This window comes from Streptomyces sp. NPDC002232, assembly GCF_042890295.1.
Lineage (GTDB): Bacteria > Actinomycetota > Actinomycetes > Streptomycetales > Streptomycetaceae > Streptomyces.
Map to the genome: position 1 here is coordinate 156,419 of NZ_JBIARV010000005.1, position 15,770 is coordinate 172,188.

Sequence of the window (15,770 nt, forward strand, 5' to 3'; positions counted from 1 at the left end):
GAGTCCTGTGGTCGGGCCCACCGTAACGTCTCCGCGTTCTCGTCCAAGATTTTCGAGAGGGCTCGCGGCACCCTCCAGAATGATCGGAAAGCGCGCTTTGCACCCGTTCCGACCTGCGGAGGTGTACATCCGGGGGTGTACGCGGGGGCCGCGTACCGCGTCGGTGGTACCGGCGAAGACGTCCCCTGGTACGACGACGCGCGGGGCCGGATGGAGAGATCGTGGAAGGTATGAGCCCCCTCACACTGTCCGTCGTCCTGGCCCTGGCCTCCGCGGTCGCCTACGCGGCCGCGGCGATCGTGCAGGAGCGGGTCGCGGCCTCCGCCGCCGGTCCGCGCTACGCGCCGCTGCGCAACGGCGCCTGGTGGGTGTCCGTGCTGCTGAACGGCGTCGGTGCGAGCCTGCACGTCGCCGCGCTCGCGTACGGGCCGCTCAGCCTGGTCCAGCCCCTGGGCGCGCTGACGATCGTCTTCGCGCTGCCCATGGCGGCCCTCTTCGTCGGCCGCCGGGCCGGGCGGCGGGCCTGGCGCGGCGCGCTCCTGGCGACGGTGGGCCTCGCCGGGCTGCTGAGCCTGACCAGCGGCGCCGAGGCCCGGTCCCTGACCGACGGGGAGCGCTGGCTGCTCGCGGGCGCGACGTTCGGCGCGGTGGCCGTGCTGTTCACGGTCGCGCGCCTGGCGGGACGGTCCGTGCTGCGCAGTGTGGTGCTCGCCGCGGCGGCCGGTGTCTCCTTCGGCATGGCCTCGGTGCTGACGAAGTCCGTGGCGGAGGAGTGGACGCCCCGCGCCCCGCTCGCCGAGTGGACGGGTCTCCTGGTGCTGTCCGCGTTCGCGGTGACCGGGCTGCTGCTCTCCCAGGCCTCGTACCGGGGTGCCGGGCTCGCCGCCCCGCTGGCCACCGTGACGGTGGTGAACCCGGTGGTCGCGGCCGCGGTCGGCGTGACCCTCTTCGGCGAGGGCTTCCGGTACGGCGCGGCCGGCACCGCCGCCGCGGTGGTCTGCGGCGCGGTAGCCGCGGGCGGGCTCGTCCAGCTCACCCTCGACCGGCTGACGGCCGTGCCGGAGTCGCGCACGGTGTCATCGGGCGCCCCGGTGGCGTCAGACGGAGACGCCCCGCGCCCTGAGGTAGGCCAGGGGGTCGATGTCGGAGCCGTACCCGGGACCCGTGCGGATCTCGAAGTGGAGGTGCGGTCCCGAGCTGTTGCCGGTCGACCCTGAGCGGGCGATGCGCTGACCGGCGTGCACCCGCTGGCCCTCGCGGACGGTGAGGGCGGAGAGGTGCGCGTACTGGCTGTAGCGGCCGTCGTCGTGGCGCACGACGATCTGGTAGCCGTACGCACCGCCCCACCCGGCCGAGACGACCCGACCCCCGGCGACGGCCTTGACCGAGGTCCCGGTGGGCACGGGGAAGTCGACGCCGGTGTGGTAGCCGCTGGACCAGGAGGACCCCGGGGTGCCGTAGCGGGTGCCGATGCCCGCGGAGACGGGCGCGGAGTAGCCGTCCCCGGAGGGCTGGGCGGCGGGCTTGGGCTTCGGCTTGGGTTTGGGCTTGGGGTGAGCCGTGGGCTTGTGACTGGGCTTGGGCTGGACCGTGGGCTTGTGGCTCGGCTTGGGGTGCGCGACGGGCTTGTGGCCGGGCTTGGGCTGGACGGTGGGCTTGTGGCTCGGCTTGGTGCCGGGCTTCGTGGTGTGCGGGGTGGTGGGCGCGGTGCCGACCGGACGGGCGGTCCGGGGTGCCAGGACGGCCCGGGGCTCGGCCTTCCTGGGCGTCTCGGCGGTCTTCGGCCTCTCCGCGGTCTTCGGCTTCTCCGCGGCCTTGGGCGTCTCGCCGGTCTTCGGCTTCTCGGCGGTCTTGGGCGCCGCGATGCGCAGGGTGAGGCGCTGGCCGGGGTGGATGAGGTCGGGGTCGTCGCCCACGACCCGCCGGTTGGCCTCGTAGAGGCGCTGCCAGCCGCCCTTGACGTGCTCCTCGACGGCGATGGCCGACAGGGAGTCGCCGGGCGTCACCGTGTACATCTCGCGCACGGTGGGCACGGTGGTCGGGCTCGCGCTCCGCGCCGGGCGTTCGGCCACGGGGCGCTGGGCGGGCAGGGAGGCGGTGCGGACGTCGTTCCCGCCGCCGGCCGGTTCGGCCGCCGTGGCGCGCCGGGGTGCGGCGGGCGAATCGCCGCCGCGGGCGAGGCCCGCCTCGGGGCCGCAGGACGGCCAGGCGCCGGGCCCCTGCCCCTTCAGGACGCGTTCGGCGATCGCGATCTGCTGGTCCTTGGAGGCGAGGTCGGCGCGTGGCGCGTAGTGCGTGCCGCCGTACCGCTCCCAGGTGGACTGGGTGAACTGGAGGCCGCCGAAGTAGCCGTTGCCGGTGTTGATGTGCCAGCTGGAGGAGGACTCGCAGGACGCGACCTTCTCCCAGACGTCCAGCGAGGCGGCCTGGGCGGCGCCCGCGCCGATCAGCGGCAGCGCCATGCCGGCGCCTCCCGCCGTGACGGTGAGCGAGGCACGGTTGATCCGGCTCGGCTGGTGGCGGCGGTGACGTCCGCGTACGGCCATGGGGCCCCCCTTGAACACAGCAGCAGCCGTCCAAGTTAGGGGTGGCGCACGCTCCGTGACAAGGGCTTCGCGCAACCTCAAGCCCCGTCTGTCACCTTCGCGTTGACTCGATCACGCTCCGGCGGGCCCCGGCTCGGGCTGAGGTTCGGGTTCCGGTACGGGACCGCCCGGCCCGGGAGCCGGATCCGGAGGGACCGGCGCGGGGGTCGGCGTGGGAACGGGCGGCGGGGTCGGGATCGGCGAAGGGGGCACCGGATCGGGGAAGGGATGCGTCATCACGGACCTCCCGGTCGACGGAGGCCCCGTGCGCGGGACCCCCTTCCAGGGTGACCCCAGCACCCCGACGGCGCCCGCCGGGCCTTTCGGGGGCCGGGCGGGCGCCGTGACGGGGGCGGGGGGGCGTCGTGGCGGGGGCGGGGGGGGCGTCGTGGCGGGGGCGGTCTGTCGGCGTTCCGGGACCGGGCGGGCGCCGTGACGGGGCAGGTGGGCCCTCGTCCTCGACAGGTGGGCGCTCATCCCTGGCAGGCGGCCCCTCGCCCTCGGCAGGGGCCTCGCCTTCGGCGGGCTCAGCCCAGCGCGGGCACGGCGTGCGGGGCGCGCGCGGTGTCGGTCCCGGGAACGGGCGCGGAGGGGTCGCCCCCGAGCTCCACGATGCGGTTGTCGCCGTCGACGTGCACGACGCGCGGCACGAAGGCCCGCGCCTCGGCGTCCTCGACCTGGGCGTAGCTGATGAGGATGACGAGGTCGCCGGGGTGCACGAGGTGCGCGGCGGCGCCGTTGATCCCGATGACACCGGAGCCGCGCTCACCCTCGATGACGTAGGTCTCGAGACGGGCCCCGTTGTCGATGTCGACGATGTGGACCAGCTCGCCGGGCAGCAGGTCGGCCGCCTCCATGAGCTCGGCGTCGACGGTGACGGAACCGACGTAGTGCAGGTCGGCCTGGGTCACGGTGGCACGGTGGATCTTGGACTTGAACAGAGTGCGCAGCACAGTGGACTCCTCTGAGACGGCTCCCTGCCTGCTTTGTGCAGGTCAAGGGCGGTCTCGACTGTACACCGGCAGGTGCCGAACGATGTTTGTGAGGAACATCGGTCCGGCCTGGCTGCACGGCTTCCCGCCTGGGATTCCCCTTCGCACCGGCCCCGCCCATACAAGACTGGTGTCGACAACCCCCGTGATCGATACACCTGATCCGCCGCTGTCCGTTAACAGGCGTATTCCGGGGTATGCGCAGGACGTCCGAGCCGGGATCGATGCGGCAAGGGGTGCTGCGCGGGGCCGGAGCGTCGGCTACGCCGGCTGAGGTCGAGAGGAGTTGCCGCCATGGGTGGAATGAAGGACAAGCGTCAAGAACCCGGCATTGGGCGCGAGGAGCAGCGGCGTCCCGAACGGTCCGGTCAGGGGAGTGCCGTCAGCGAGGACGGCTCGCCGTCGCAGGGCAGAAGCCCTGCGAAACCGCGTCGGAGCCGGGCGGATGAGCCCCGGAACGAACGGAACACCTGACCTTCCGCACCTGCGCTCGGAGAGGGCATACCCGTCCGACGGGTAGGACACGCACGCCGGTCGCTGCTGGCTCGAGGGATTCCCGACGGCCGCTTTCGCCTGGCGTTCACGCAGCCGTCGCCGAACCCAGGTAAGGGGCGAAGTGCTCAGCCACCTCTGCTGCAACCGCCGTCGCGTTGAGCGCACCGTCGACTTCGATGACGCGGATGCCAAGGCGGCGGGCGTTCTGTGCCGCACTCCTGGCGATCAGCCGGTCGCGGTCGACGCGGTTGGCCTGGGCACGGGCTGAGTCGGTGACAGAGACGTTGAGGGACCCAGCACGCGGAAGGGTACGGATCTGATGCTGGCGGAACTCTTCGGTGGGGACGAGGACGACCATGCGCCGGAGCGAGTCGAGCAGTGGCGCGACGAGCTCTGGTCGTAGTCCCCACCCTTCAGCGATCACCGGCCGACCGGTGAACAACGCGCGCAAGTCGTCCAACGCCCACTCGAAGCGGACCGGGAAGTCGGCCAGCGTCTCGGCGGCCATCTCCTCCGGGCTCCGTTCCACCCAGACGTGGTCGGGGCTGGGATCTCCCACAGGCTCGCCCAAGGCGACCCGGCGCGCGATCCGGCGATCCTGGTGGCCGCGGGCGTCGTGGTAGTCGTAGTGATACACCGTCAATCCATGCCATGTGGCGATGATTTCTGCCACGGTGGTCTTGCCGGACCACTGTGCGCCGCCGATCCACAGCGTGCGCTGGAGGCTGCCATGCGGATCCCAGACTCCTGACATGTGTGTCCTCCCGTTGGAGAGCGGCGCAGGCCTCCGCCCGGTGATGAGTGTCCGGGGTCGAGAGCAATAAATGCAGTCTCCCGCCTGGAGTGGACGGGCGCCGCGTGCCAGGTGCGCTCGGGGCCGACGTCGAACGCTTCTGCCACGAGTTGCGTGAGTACCGCCATGTTGTACATCCGCGCGCCGAGATACGGGAGGCACACGCCCCGGACCCGCACTCACCGCGGACCGGCGGCGCTCGGACGCGGCGGAGCTCGGCCTCCGCGGCGGCGCCCGGCCCGCGTGCCCGAGCGGCGTGCCCCAGCACGAGCGAGCAGACCGAACAACCCGGCACCGGCACCGTTCCCGTGAGGAACGGATCTGCGTGAGCGGTGCGGCAACTTCTCCGTGACGGAGGCCGGTGGCCGCGTTCGAGCCGCCACCATGAGAGCAGGACACGGGCGGCGGAGTCGTCACAGGGCGGCTGAGGCGCGACATGTTCCGACCGCCTGCCACAGACATCCCGGCGGTGCCATGATGGGCGAGTTCGCAAGGCGGTGAGCGGGGGGGCTCATGACCAGTGTGCTGTTCGTCCACGGAATCGGTGCGCGGGGGGACAAGTACGCCGCGCTGTTCGAGCGGGTGCGCGCCCGGCTCGCCCAGAGCTCTCCGGAGGCACGACTGTTGCCCTGCCGCTGGGGTGACCGCCTCGGCGCCACCCTGAACGCCGGCGGGGACTCGCTTCCGGTGTACGAGCCCGAGGGCGGCTCCGACGACGGGCGGGCGGCTGAGGCGGAGTGGAGTTCGTCGCAGTGGCTGCTGCTGGAGGCGGACCCCCTGCACGAGCTCCGTCTCGCGGTCGCCGCGGGGCCGATCGGAGCCCCGTCGGCCGGGCCGAGCCTGGGACAGGGGCTGTTCGGGCCTCCCGACGCCGACGCGGGGCTCGTCGAGCGTGCCGCGAAGCTGGCCGAGGACCCGGTGTTGGCCGTTCGACTCGAAGTTCTGGGCATACAGGCGGAGTTCGGTCCAGCCGTGGTCGAGGTCACGGAAGCCGGAGCGACGCGGGAGGCACTGCGACTGCCGGACCCACCAGCGGACCTGGCGCCCACCTTGGCCCGTGCGATCCTCGCGCAGACCCTGCGCCGTACCGCGGAAGGCCCGGGTGGGGCGGTCCCGGTCCTCGCGGAGGACCGTGTCTGGCTGGTGGCCGCCATGACGGAACTTCTCGGCGCGGGCCATCTCAGCCCACTGGGCGGAGTGTGGGCGTTGTCCAAAACCGCCGCCCGTACCGCCTGGAAGCTGCGCGGTGGCAACCGCCGCAGCGTGATCACCGACGCGGCGTACCCGCTCGCAGGGGACGTCATGCTCTACCTCAGCCGCGGCGAGCGGATCCGGGAGTTCATCGCCGCCTGCTGCCGGGACGCGGAGCCGCCGATCGTGCTCATGGGTCACAGCCTCGGCGGGATAGCCGCCCTGGACCTGCTGGCGACGCGTCACCTGCCCGAGGTCCGAGCCCTGGTGACCGTGGGGTCACAGGGCCCGTTCCTGTACGAGCTGGACGCCCTGCCCTCCTTGCCGTACGGCACTCCCCTGCCCGACTCCGTACCGCCGTGGACGAACTTCTACGACCCCCGCGACCTGCTCAGCTACGTCGGTGAGCGGGTCTTCCCCGGCCGTGTCACCGACGTGTCCGTGCCCAGCGGAAACGCCTTCCCCTCCGCCCACGGCGACTACTTCGGCAACCCCGCCTTCTACCAGGGGCTGGCGGAGATCCTCGGATGACTCCGAGCGGCCGCGTCGGCGGTACTCACGCTCCAGCAGACCCCTCCAGGACGTACGCGGTCATCGTGTGCGCGGAGCGCTACCGGGCGGGCAACGGCGTGCTGCCAGACCTGCCGGGCCTCGGCAGGGGCGGCCGTCGCTTCGCCGCATGGCTGGAAGGGCAGGGTGTGCCGCCCGAGAACATCGTCCTGCTGGCCTCCGAGGCCGGCCCCCCGGGCGGGATGACGGCTCCGCCGGCCGCCGGGCGCCGACCCGACGACGAGTCGACCTCCACCGCCGTCGAGGACCTGCTGACCGATCAGGTGCCCTCATGGCGGGGTGAACTGCTGTGGGTCTACTGGAGCGGTCACGGCTTCATCGACCCACAGGGCCGCACCCGTCTCGTCCTCTCCAACGCGACCGACACCAACCTGCGCAACCTCGACCTGGACAGCGTGCTCCGGCTCTACCAGTCCTCCTTCGTCGACGGCTTCACCCGTCAGCGGTTCCTCGTCGACGCGTGCCGGCGCGACCTCTCGGCCTCCGACATAGCCGCCGGCCGGTACCCCGATCCGATGAGTCTGCCCTTCCCAGGCACTCCGTACCGCGACCGCGATCAGTTGGCCTGGCTGGCCGCATCCCCCGGCGAGCTGGCCGGGTATTCGGCACGTGAGGGCAAGTCCTGGTTCACCGACGCCTTCCTGGAGACCCTGGAGGACACCGGCGCCGGCCTCGACTCCGTCCCCGACTACGACCTCCTGCGCACGGCTCTGGTCGCCAAGCTGGAGGCGGAGGCACCCCGCGACGGTTGGAGCCGTCAGCCCGTCCTGCTGCGGTTGCGCTCCGGCGGAGACCCGGTACGGATCGACGAACTGCTGGCGGGCGACGGCGCGGCCGATCCGTTCGCCCCGGCCGCCGACGCCACTCGGCCTGCCGCGGTCCCCGAACTGGACGCCTACCTGCGGTGGCTGACCGAGACCCACCGTCACCTGGAGTCCGTCATCGCGGGCGTCCCGGTACGCGCACCGCTCGCCGAACTCCCCGCGCTTCCGGTCCCGGTCACCGACCGCTCCACCCAGCACACCCGGCTGCGCGAGGTCGACTACCTGAGTTCGGAAGCCGTGTCCGGCTCTCTGGCCGACCACCCGCTGCCCACCTACCTGACGGCGACCGGGCACGTCGACCGACACTCCGCGCCGGCCGGCGAGCCCGTCCCGCCCGCCGAACTCCTGGGCTCCGTATGGCGGTCGGTGATCCTCGGCGATCCGGGAGGCGGCAAGACCACCCTCGCGCGCACGCTGGCGTTCCGGCAGGCGACGACCGATCACGGCCAGCGGGACCCCCACTGGCGGCTCCCGGTGCTGTGCCGTGCCGCCGATCTGGCCGCCGCCGCGGTCCCCGGTCACCGTCCCCCGAGCGGCTCCGAGCCCACGAACGCTCCCCTGCCGGTCCCGACGGCCGACTCTCTGATCACCTGGGCGATTCGGGCCGGCTGGAACGGCTCCGTGCCCACCGACCCGCTGAGTGGCGACCCGGTGGCACCCGATGACCTGGAGCGCCTCGCCCGTCAAGCGTTCGGGCGAGGCCGACTGCTGCTCATCGTCGACGGCCTGGACGAGGTGCCCACCGGCGCCGAGCGGACCGCGCTGGTCGCCGCGCTCAACGGGCTGGTCGATGGCGACGGACCCCGATACGACCTGCCTCGCCGTGCATCAGGCAACCAGTTGCTCGTCACCAGCCGCCTCATCGGCTACTACGCGACCCCGCTCGTCGGCGGGGTGCAGCAGTTCGTCCTGCGGCCCATGGACGAGGACGCCGTCGCGGTCACCGGCCACTACTGGATGAGCCACTACTGCGCCGCCACGGAGCGGGGAACCGCCGGCACCCGGGCGCTGATCGGACGGCTGGACCGTGAACTCGGCAGGGTCTCCGCCACCGCCCGCGACCTGGCCGCCAATCCCTTCCTCCTCACCTCGTTCGTGTCCGCCGTCGCCGCCGGACGAGTGGCCGATCTCGGTGAGGACGGCCTGCTGCGCTCGGACCTGTACGACGCGATCGTCGACAGCGCCTTCGCTCGGACCAACCCTCCCGAGGCAGGACTCGACGCGGACCGCCTGCTGCGCACCCACGCGGCACTGGCCTACGGAGTGCACCGCACCGCACGGACCGGCATCCTCGACACCGACGATCTCGCCGTCCGCATGCGGGAGGCCTTGGCGCTCACCGGACCGCCCGACGACCTCGCGGTCGACGGGGCACTGGCCGCCGCCCAGACACTCGGCCTGCTGACCGCGCGGGGACAGAACCTGTACGGATTCCTCCACCTCAGCATCGAGGAGTACCTGGCTGGACGCTGGCTGGTGGACCGCCGGTGGTCCAGCGGGCCAGGGCCACTGGGCGAGCATCTGGGCGACCCGCGCTGGGCCGAGGCCATCCGTCTCGGGCTCGGCCACCTCAGCCGCACCGACCCGGACCGGCTGGACGCCCTCGTCACCGGCCTCCTGGCCGGCGACGGTGGCGCCCGGACAGCCGTGCTGCTGTGCACCGCACCGCGACCGATCGCTCGGCGGGCACTGCGCCCCTCCCATGTGCGGGCTGTCGTGACGGCGCTGCTGGACGCCGACCCCGCGACCTTGCCCGAGGCCGCTGCCGCCCTGGAGTCCGTGGTGCGCGACCAGCGGTGGCTGTTCGGTGACGGACAACGGACGAGCGTCGTCGCCCTGGACGAACTGGCCGTCGCGATAGCCTCGTCGGATCCCGCCCGTTCGTCGTCGGCGGCACGTTCCGCGGAGCGGTTGTCGCTGACCGATCGTCCGATCGTCGAGGCGCTGTTCCGGGCGCAGGAACGTGATGGCGAGGAGACGGGCTGGGCCTCGGTGAGGGCCCTCTCGGCCCTGGAAGAGGCACATCGGCGGGCCTTGCCGCCACCGGACCCGGAGAAGGCCGCCGAGGTGTGGGGCGGGCTGGCGGAGGTCGTGCGGCAGACCCTGAGCGGCGTACGGGTGGAGGTGCCGGAGCCGCGGCCCGTATCGGAGTTCCGCAGGGCATTCCTGCCCTCCTCTCTGACTCCCTTCGTCTCCACCCTCGACGGCTCGACGGCCACCCGGATCATCTCCGACCTACGGATCACCCGGGCGGTGATCTGCCTCTACGGCGGTGTCGACGCCGTGGACCGCGAGCGATGGGTGGCGGAGGAGAGCCGGCTGCGGGCCCGGCTCTCCGCCGCCTCGTATCCGCCGGCCGTGCGACATCGGTCGGCGGTGTTGCTGGACACCGTCGTGGCTCCCGCTCTCGCCCGGGCCACCGACCAGCGTCTCCTCGTCCCGGAGTTCATGACCGTCGACACCCCGCTCACCCCCCGGTTCAGAGCGTGGCTGGCCGCAGAGCATCCGGCCGGGACCATCTCCGGGCTCCTCCGGGACATTGCGGCGGCCCCGGACGAGACCCCTGAAGCCCGGGGCGACGCACTGGCGGCCGGGGCCCTCATGACAGACGCCCCCGGTGAGTCCCTGGGGGACTACGCGACGAGCGTGCCCGAAGCAGTCCTGCGCCGCGCCCGGTGGCGCTTGGGGCGGACCGCGTTGACCTTGCGCGGAGCGCTGGGCCAACTGACCGTGGCCCCGATGGTCACCGCCTTCGAGCCGGTGTTGCGAGAGCCCGGCGCTCGCGAACGCTTCGTCTCCGCCGTCCTGCGCAGCGCCGGAGCTGTCCTCGCCTCCCCCGCCAACTACGGCGGGGAGATCGGCCGGGAACAGGTCCGTATCCTGCTGCTGCTCTCGATCTGCGCCCCTCCCAGCCAGCACAAGACCTACAACCTCGCCGTCACGTTGGACACGGCCGGCCAGGCCATCCTCAGTGACGGACCCGCGAGCCTCGCCGACACACTGGCCACCCTGCATGTCACCGCCGAGTCGGCGGGCCTGCGCACCTGGGAATGGGACCTCGACCCACTCGAGCCGCGCACCGCGGACGCGGCCACCGAGGCCCTGACACGTCTTGGCCGCATGGCCCCGCGTCTCGGCTTCGCGCGGTGCTGGCTGCTCGACCGGCTGGCCCCACTCCTCGCCGCGCGCGACCTGCTCGTGGAAGCCGCCTGCCTGGCCTCAGAGATCCTGCCGGTGGACCGGGTCAGTGCCGGACGCACCCTCGGACGTCTGCTGCCGCTGCTGCCGTCGGTGGCCTCGGGCGATGCGGTGATCCCGCGGGGTGACGGGGACCTGCGGGAGCTGCTGGAGAAGGAGACCGCCGGCATCGACGACCCCTACCCCCGTGCCCGTGCCCGCGTCGCTCTGGCCGCCCTGACCGGCGGTGACCCGGTGAGCCTGCTGAGCGGTCTGCTGCCGACGGTCGTCGCTCCGGACGAGCGGCTGCGGTTGATGGAACTCGCCGCGGACCGCAGTGCCGGGGGCTGGACCCCCGAGCTGCGGCGGGTTGCCATCGACTGCGCCCTGGCGATCGACGACCCTCACGAGCGGAGCCTGGCCTGTCTACGAACGGCCCGGCGCTGCGATCCGGACGAAGCACGCGCCCTGCTGGACTCCGTGCAGGGTCATCAGCCGACAGGGGGGCGGGAGACCGCGCCGCTCGCCACCTCCCTCCTCCGCTACGAACACGAACTCCGCGAACTGGAAAGCGCCGTCCCCGCCTCCTGGGCGATCCTGACGGCCTCCGCCGCCTGCGCCGACGCGTTGGAGGCGCTCCGGGGCGCCGGCACCGGGCGACGCCTCGGAACGGCGGAGCTGTGGCGGTCTCTGACCCGGCCCGAGGCGGACGGTGAAGAGCTGGCGGGTGGGGTCGCCGAGCTGCTGCGCCGAGGGCGGGCAGAGCGCCTTGAACTCGACCGGGACGCCTGCGACGCCGTGACCGCGTTGCTGAGGAGCGGGTCGGTGGCGGAGGCCGCGGAGCTGTTGGCGGTGTCGGTGCTCTCCGCGTCCCGGCCCGAGCCGACGGCTTGGCGCACCCATCCGGATCAGCGGATCTCGGATCTTTCCACCCTGCTCCAGCTGGAGCGCGGCGGGCTGGACCCGACGGCCGTCGAAGCCCTGCCCCGGTTGCTCTCCGACGCCGATGACCGGGTACGGCTGCGCACCGCGCTCGCCGTGTCCGAGGTGGCCCGTGGAGGCGGGGGCAGACCCGCCTTCCGTACCTCACGTGTCGGCGCGCGCGTCCTGGCGGATCTGGTGCTGCTCCACGAGCGGTGCACGGTCGAGCGGCCGGAGCTGACCGCCGAACTGTCCTGGATGATCCTCGATCTCGTCCACGACTCCCTCCCGGTGCTCACCGCGGCGCTGCGGCTGCTCGGGGCGGAGGACGAGGCACGTGGAAGTCTGCTGGGCCTCCTCGGTCAGCTCACCCCGGAGGTACTCGGGGAGCTGGTCGCGCTGCTGCCCGGACTGCCCGACAGGGACCGGAAAAGACTCCTCGGGTCGCTCCAGAGCATCGCCTGGGCACCGGAGCGCGCCGGGCTCGGCGCCGAGGAGATCGAAGGCATCGTCCCTGCCGTGCAGGCCTTGCTGGACGATTTGGACGACGATTCGCTGGGCAGGGCGATCGTGTTGCTGGGCATCGCGGCACCGGCCGGCGAGGACAGCGTCCGCCGTCTCCTCGGCATCCTCCTGGCGTACGAGACAGCCGCCGGCGATTCCGTCGAGCTCGCCCGTCACGCCTGTAACGCGCTCGGCCATCTGCTCCGGCGGTGCGGCCGAACCGGGACCGAGTCGGACCGAGCGGCGGCCGGGTCGGCGCGGCGCGAGCTGAACCGCCTCGCTCGCGAGGCTGACGGAGAACTCGCCGCGGAGGCGGTGGGGGCACTGCTGCGGGCCGGGGACGAGCGCGTCGTGGCGTCCTTCGAGGCCCCGGACGAGCCTGGCCCGGGGGCGGCCACGCTCCTGTGGGGCATGTGCCGGGCGATCAATCCGTTCCTCGTCGGCCCGGACTTCCATGGCGCGGTCGCGCGTGCGGCGGACTTCGTCACCCGGCCGACCGGGTTGGCCGGAGCGGACGCCGTCGACCACACGGACACACTGGTCCGCGCGCTGACCGAGCGGGCCGAGCAGGAGCTGGCTGAGCAGTCCAGCCCCGACACGCGCCGGGACGGCAGCCGACCCGGATGGACCTTCAGCCTCAATGTGCTCGCCGAGATCGGCAGTCGTCATCCCGCCGGCCTGCGCGTCCTGGTCGGCGGGGACGGCGGCCGGTTCACAAGGCTGCTGAGATCCGCCGCCCAAACGGGCAACTGGACGATGCGGCTGCCCGCACTGCGCCTGCTGGTACTCATCGGCAAGGGTGACCGTGCGACCGTCGGGACACTGTTGAGGGCGGCCGGGGACACCGAGACGGTGCTCAGCGGGCTCTTCGCCGAACTCCCCTGGTTCGACCGTGTCGAACCGGACGGCCTGGCCACACTGGCCGAGGCGGTCCACGCCCCGTCCATCGCCCGCGCCCATCTCGCCGTACGGATGCTGGCCACGCTGGTCGCCCACGACGTCCTGGACGAGGAGGGGAGCGCGCTCGCCCTCGACGCGCTGGCCGCTGCGGCCCGACGGCCCGACGCCGACCGGCCCGTGCTCTCGGAACAGGACGGTGCCCTGTCCGACCAGGGCACGTTCGGGGATCTCTGCCGGCAGGTGCTCCAAAGGCTGCTGGAGCAAGAGGAGCGTGAACGGCCGCCGGATCTGAGGCAGGGAAGCGGCTTCGTCGTCCACATACCGGACAACCGAGGTGTGCCGGCCCGGATGGTGGCGGCTGGGGGAAGTGGGGCGCCTCCCGGCCCGGTACTGGAACACCAACTCCGCTATCTGGCGGATGTCGAGGCACGGTTCTTCCACGAGAACATGCTGTACGCGCTGACGACGGCGGCAACCGCCGCGCACCAGGCGGGCATCCCGCTCCAGGAGGTCCTCGCCCGCGCCGCCGAGGAGGAGTGAGGGAGGTCTCTGCGGGTCCGATGGCGCCGCGGCTCAGCCAGAGCCCTCCGAGGCGCTTCCCGGTGCTTGTCCCGCGGCCTCCTCCATGGCGTACACGCACAGTTCCTCGGTGCTCACCCCGTGTTCCAGCGCGATGGCGTGCAATTTGGCGAACGCGTCCACCACGTCCCGGGGCATCGTGCCGCCCCGCTCGCGAGCCAGCCAGGCAAGCTGCTGCTCCAGCGGGTGCGCGTCCGGCGCGGCCTCTCCCACGTACATGTCGAACGGCACCTGTCGGTCCGTACCGAAGAAACACGGCAAACTGAAAGGCCTCATACACCCAAACTACCCACCTGCCCGGCTTGAATGCGGCCCTCCCGTTCGCCGGTGTCCGGCCCGTCCTCGCGTCGCGCCTCCGAGCGGCCGAGCCTCCCGCTCCGGGCCGAGGACGCTTCGCCGCGCCCTCGTACCCCTTCGGACGCGGTCGCGTCCGGTGGGTGTCCATGGCGAAGATCCTCGACCAGGGCCCGCTCGTACCGGCAAGGGCGTGCCCGGAGCGGGCGGTCGGTCCGCGGTGTTGCGGAGCTCACGCCGGTCCGGGGCCGGCCGGACGGAGGGCGGCCGGTTCAGGATGGTCACGTCCCAGGCGGTCCCGTCGGGCGTCCCGTGCTCTAGCGTCGCCTTCATGCGACCTCCGTTGCTGCACCGGCGCTGCCCCGAGCTGGTCGGTTCCCTCCCCTTCCTGCGGTTGGGTGCGGCGCCCACGCCCGTGCGGGCGCTCCCCGGGGCGGGGACGCGGGCCGAGCTGTGGATCAAGGACGAGAGCGGGTACGGGGACGGGGGTTGGGGCGGGAACAAGGTCCGCAAGCTGGAGTGGCTGCTGCCGGAGGCTCGGCGGCGCGGTGCCAGGACGCTGCTCACCGTCGGGGGGCTCGGCACCAACTGGGGCCTCGCCACTGCCCGGTACGCGCGGGAGCAGGGTCTTGAGGTCGCCCTCGGTCTCATCGACCACCCGGTGGACGAGCACGTGCGGGACCAACTGGAGCGGCTGCGGGCCTCCGGTGCCTCGCTGTACTTCCCGCGCACGAAGACCAGGCTGATGCTGGCCGCGCCCTGGCTCTTCGTACGGCACTTCCACGGTGCGACACCGCCCTACTACCTGCCGGCGGGTGGCTCCTCTCCGCTCGGTGCGCTCGGCGCCGTGGAGATCGCCCTGGAGCTGGGAGCTCAGGTCGAGGCCGGGGAACTGCCCGAGCCGGCGTGGCTGGTCACCCCCGTCGGCTCCGGCGGCACCACGGCCGGACTGGCCCTCGGACTGCGGCTCGCCGGGCTGCGCACCCGCGTCCTCGGCGTCGTCGTGAACGACACCCTGCGCCTGGACGCCCGCGCCCTCCTCGCGCTGGCCCGCCGCTCCGCGGCCCTGCTCCGGGTGCGGGGCGCCGACGTCACCGGCGCGGTGCCCGGCCCCGACGCGGTCCGCGTGGAGACCGCGTGGCTGGGCGACGGCTACGCCCACCCGACGGCGGCCGGCGACCGGGCGCTCGCCCTGGCCTCGGCGCGGACCGGCCTGACCCTGGAACGCACCTACACCGCGAAGGCGTTCGCCGCGCTGCTCGAACTCGACGCGCGCGGCGGCCTCGCGGGCGGCCCGGTGCTCTTCCTCCAGACCCACGGACCGCGCTGACCGTCGGATCAGGTGCTGTTGGCGTCCAGGAGGCTGCGGGTCCGGGCGCTCGCCCCGCTGAGCGTGAGGGGGACGCCGAGGCCCGCGCACATGCGGTGGGCACGGGCGAGGGCGCTGAGGGTGGCGGGGCTGGGGTCGGCGGCCGGGACGGCGATGACCACGTGGGCGGGCCGGTGCTCCTGGACGAGGGCCTGGATCTGGAGGGCGGCCGCGGCGCGGTTGGTGACGTCCAGGTCGTGGTGGAGCGTCACGTGCAGGGCGTCGTGACGTACGGCGTGGCTGATGATCAAGAGTCCCTCCGCACAGAGGACGAGGAAGGCCCACGGGGGGGGACGTCGGTGTGGGCGTTTCTTCCGAGGATGTCACGAATGGGGACTCTGTGGCGCTTTCGTGGCGCTCACGGCTCGGAGTGTTGAAAGGCGCGGAGTGTGTCGTACGGCGCGCAGGGGGGCGTACGGCGCGGGGGCGGGCATGCGACGCGGGGGCGGGCGTACGGCGGGGGGCGGGCGTACGGCGCGGGGTGTCGAAAGGGCCGGAGCCCGGGCCGCGCAGCGGGCCCGGGCTCCGGCGGGTGCACGTGAGCCGTACACCGGCGTGGCCGCCCGCCTCCCGGAC

At 72.9% G+C, this 15,770-nt stretch carries 9 protein-coding genes; 4 read left to right on the forward strand and 5 right to left on the reverse strand.

Annotated features, from left to right (window positions below):
- The first annotated feature begins 230 nt into the window (after positions 1-230).
- The gene (locus ACFYXU_RS23870) at positions 231-1,217 is read left to right on the forward strand and encodes a DMT family transporter (protein ID WP_376515509.1); all 987 of its coding nucleotides are present in this window, start codon (positions 231-233) and stop codon (positions 1,215-1,217) included.
- Here ACFYXU_RS23870 and ACFYXU_RS23875 read toward each other — a convergent pair.
- The 3 genes from ACFYXU_RS23875 to ACFYXU_RS23885 form a co-directional block, all read right to left on the reverse strand.
- Positions 1,098-2,546, reverse strand: coding sequence for a transglycosylase family protein (locus tag ACFYXU_RS23875; RefSeq protein ID WP_376515506.1), 1,449 nt, complete (start codon positions 2,544-2,546; stop codon positions 1,098-1,100). The genes ACFYXU_RS23870 and ACFYXU_RS23875 overlap by 120 nt on opposite strands.
- Positions 2,547-3,112: 566 nt before the next feature.
- Positions 3,113-3,538: an aspartate 1-decarboxylase gene (panD, locus tag ACFYXU_RS23880; protein WP_361405035.1), complete on the reverse strand. Its 426-nt coding sequence runs from the start codon at positions 3,536-3,538 to the stop codon at positions 3,113-3,115.
- Positions 3,539-4,157: 619 nt separating this feature from the next.
- Positions 4,158-4,826, reverse strand: coding sequence for a hypothetical protein (locus tag ACFYXU_RS23885; RefSeq protein ID WP_389459827.1), 669 nt, complete (start codon positions 4,824-4,826; stop codon positions 4,158-4,160).
- 552 nt (positions 4,827-5,378) lie between these two features.
- On the opposite strand from ACFYXU_RS23885, the gene ACFYXU_RS23890 reads away from it, so the two are divergent.
- Both ACFYXU_RS23890 and ACFYXU_RS23895 read left to right on the forward strand, forming a co-directional pair.
- A complete protein-coding gene (locus ACFYXU_RS23890) occupies positions 5,379-6,587 on the forward strand; it encodes a hypothetical protein (RefSeq protein WP_389459830.1) in 1,209 nt (402 codons plus the stop codon).
- Positions 6,584-13,492 carry a hypothetical protein gene (locus ACFYXU_RS23895; RefSeq protein WP_389459833.1) on the forward strand — a complete coding sequence of 2,303 codons (6,909 nt, stop codon included), beginning with the start codon at positions 6,584-6,586 and terminating at the stop codon, positions 13,490-13,492. Before ACFYXU_RS23890 ends, ACFYXU_RS23895 begins: the two co-directional genes overlap by 4 nt.
- 33 nt (positions 13,493-13,525) lie before the next feature.
- On the opposite strand, the gene ACFYXU_RS23900 is transcribed toward ACFYXU_RS23895, so the two are convergent.
- Positions 13,526-13,807 carry a DUF2610 domain-containing protein gene (locus tag ACFYXU_RS23900; RefSeq protein WP_361405023.1) on the reverse strand — a complete coding sequence of 94 codons (282 nt, stop codon included), beginning with the start codon at positions 13,805-13,807 and terminating at the stop codon, positions 13,526-13,528.
- A gap of 349 nt (positions 13,808-14,156) precedes the next feature.
- Between ACFYXU_RS23900 and ACFYXU_RS23905 the strand changes: the two genes are divergently transcribed.
- Entirely contained in the window at positions 14,157-15,155 is a 999-nt protein-coding gene (locus ACFYXU_RS23905; protein ID WP_389459836.1) for a 1-aminocyclopropane-1-carboxylate deaminase/D-cysteine desulfhydrase, read from the forward strand.
- A gap of 8 nt (positions 15,156-15,163) precedes the next feature.
- On the opposite strand, the gene ACFYXU_RS23910 is transcribed toward ACFYXU_RS23905, so the two are convergent.
- Positions 15,164-15,445 (reverse strand): hypothetical protein, encoded by a 282-nt coding sequence (locus ACFYXU_RS23910; protein WP_376515500.1) that lies wholly within the window; start codon positions 15,443-15,445, stop codon positions 15,164-15,166.
- Positions 15,446-15,770: the final 325 nt, after the last annotated feature.

Coding starts and splice junctions, on each gene's coding strand:
- ACFYXU_RS23870 (WP_376515509.1), top strand. CDS start 231: ATGAGCCCCCTCACACTGTCCGTCGTCCTGGCCCTGGCCTCCGCGGTC.
- ACFYXU_RS23875 (WP_376515506.1), bottom strand. CDS start 2,546: ATGGCCGTACGCGGACGTCACCGCCGCCACCAGCCGAGCCGGATCAAC.
- ACFYXU_RS23885 (WP_389459827.1), bottom strand. CDS start 4,826: ATGTCAGGAGTCTGGGATCCGCATGGCAGCCTCCAGCGCACGCTGTGG.
- ACFYXU_RS23890 (WP_389459830.1), top strand. CDS start 5,379: ATGACCAGTGTGCTGTTCGTCCACGGAATCGGTGCGCGGGGGGACAAG.
- ACFYXU_RS23895 (WP_389459833.1), top strand. CDS start 6,584: ATGACTCCGAGCGGCCGCGTCGGCGGTACTCACGCTCCAGCAGACCCC.
- ACFYXU_RS23900 (WP_361405023.1), bottom strand. CDS start 13,807: ATGAGGCCTTTCAGTTTGCCGTGTTTCTTCGGTACGGACCGACAGGTG.
- ACFYXU_RS23905 (WP_389459836.1), top strand. CDS start 14,157: ATGCGACCTCCGTTGCTGCACCGGCGCTGCCCCGAGCTGGTCGGTTCC.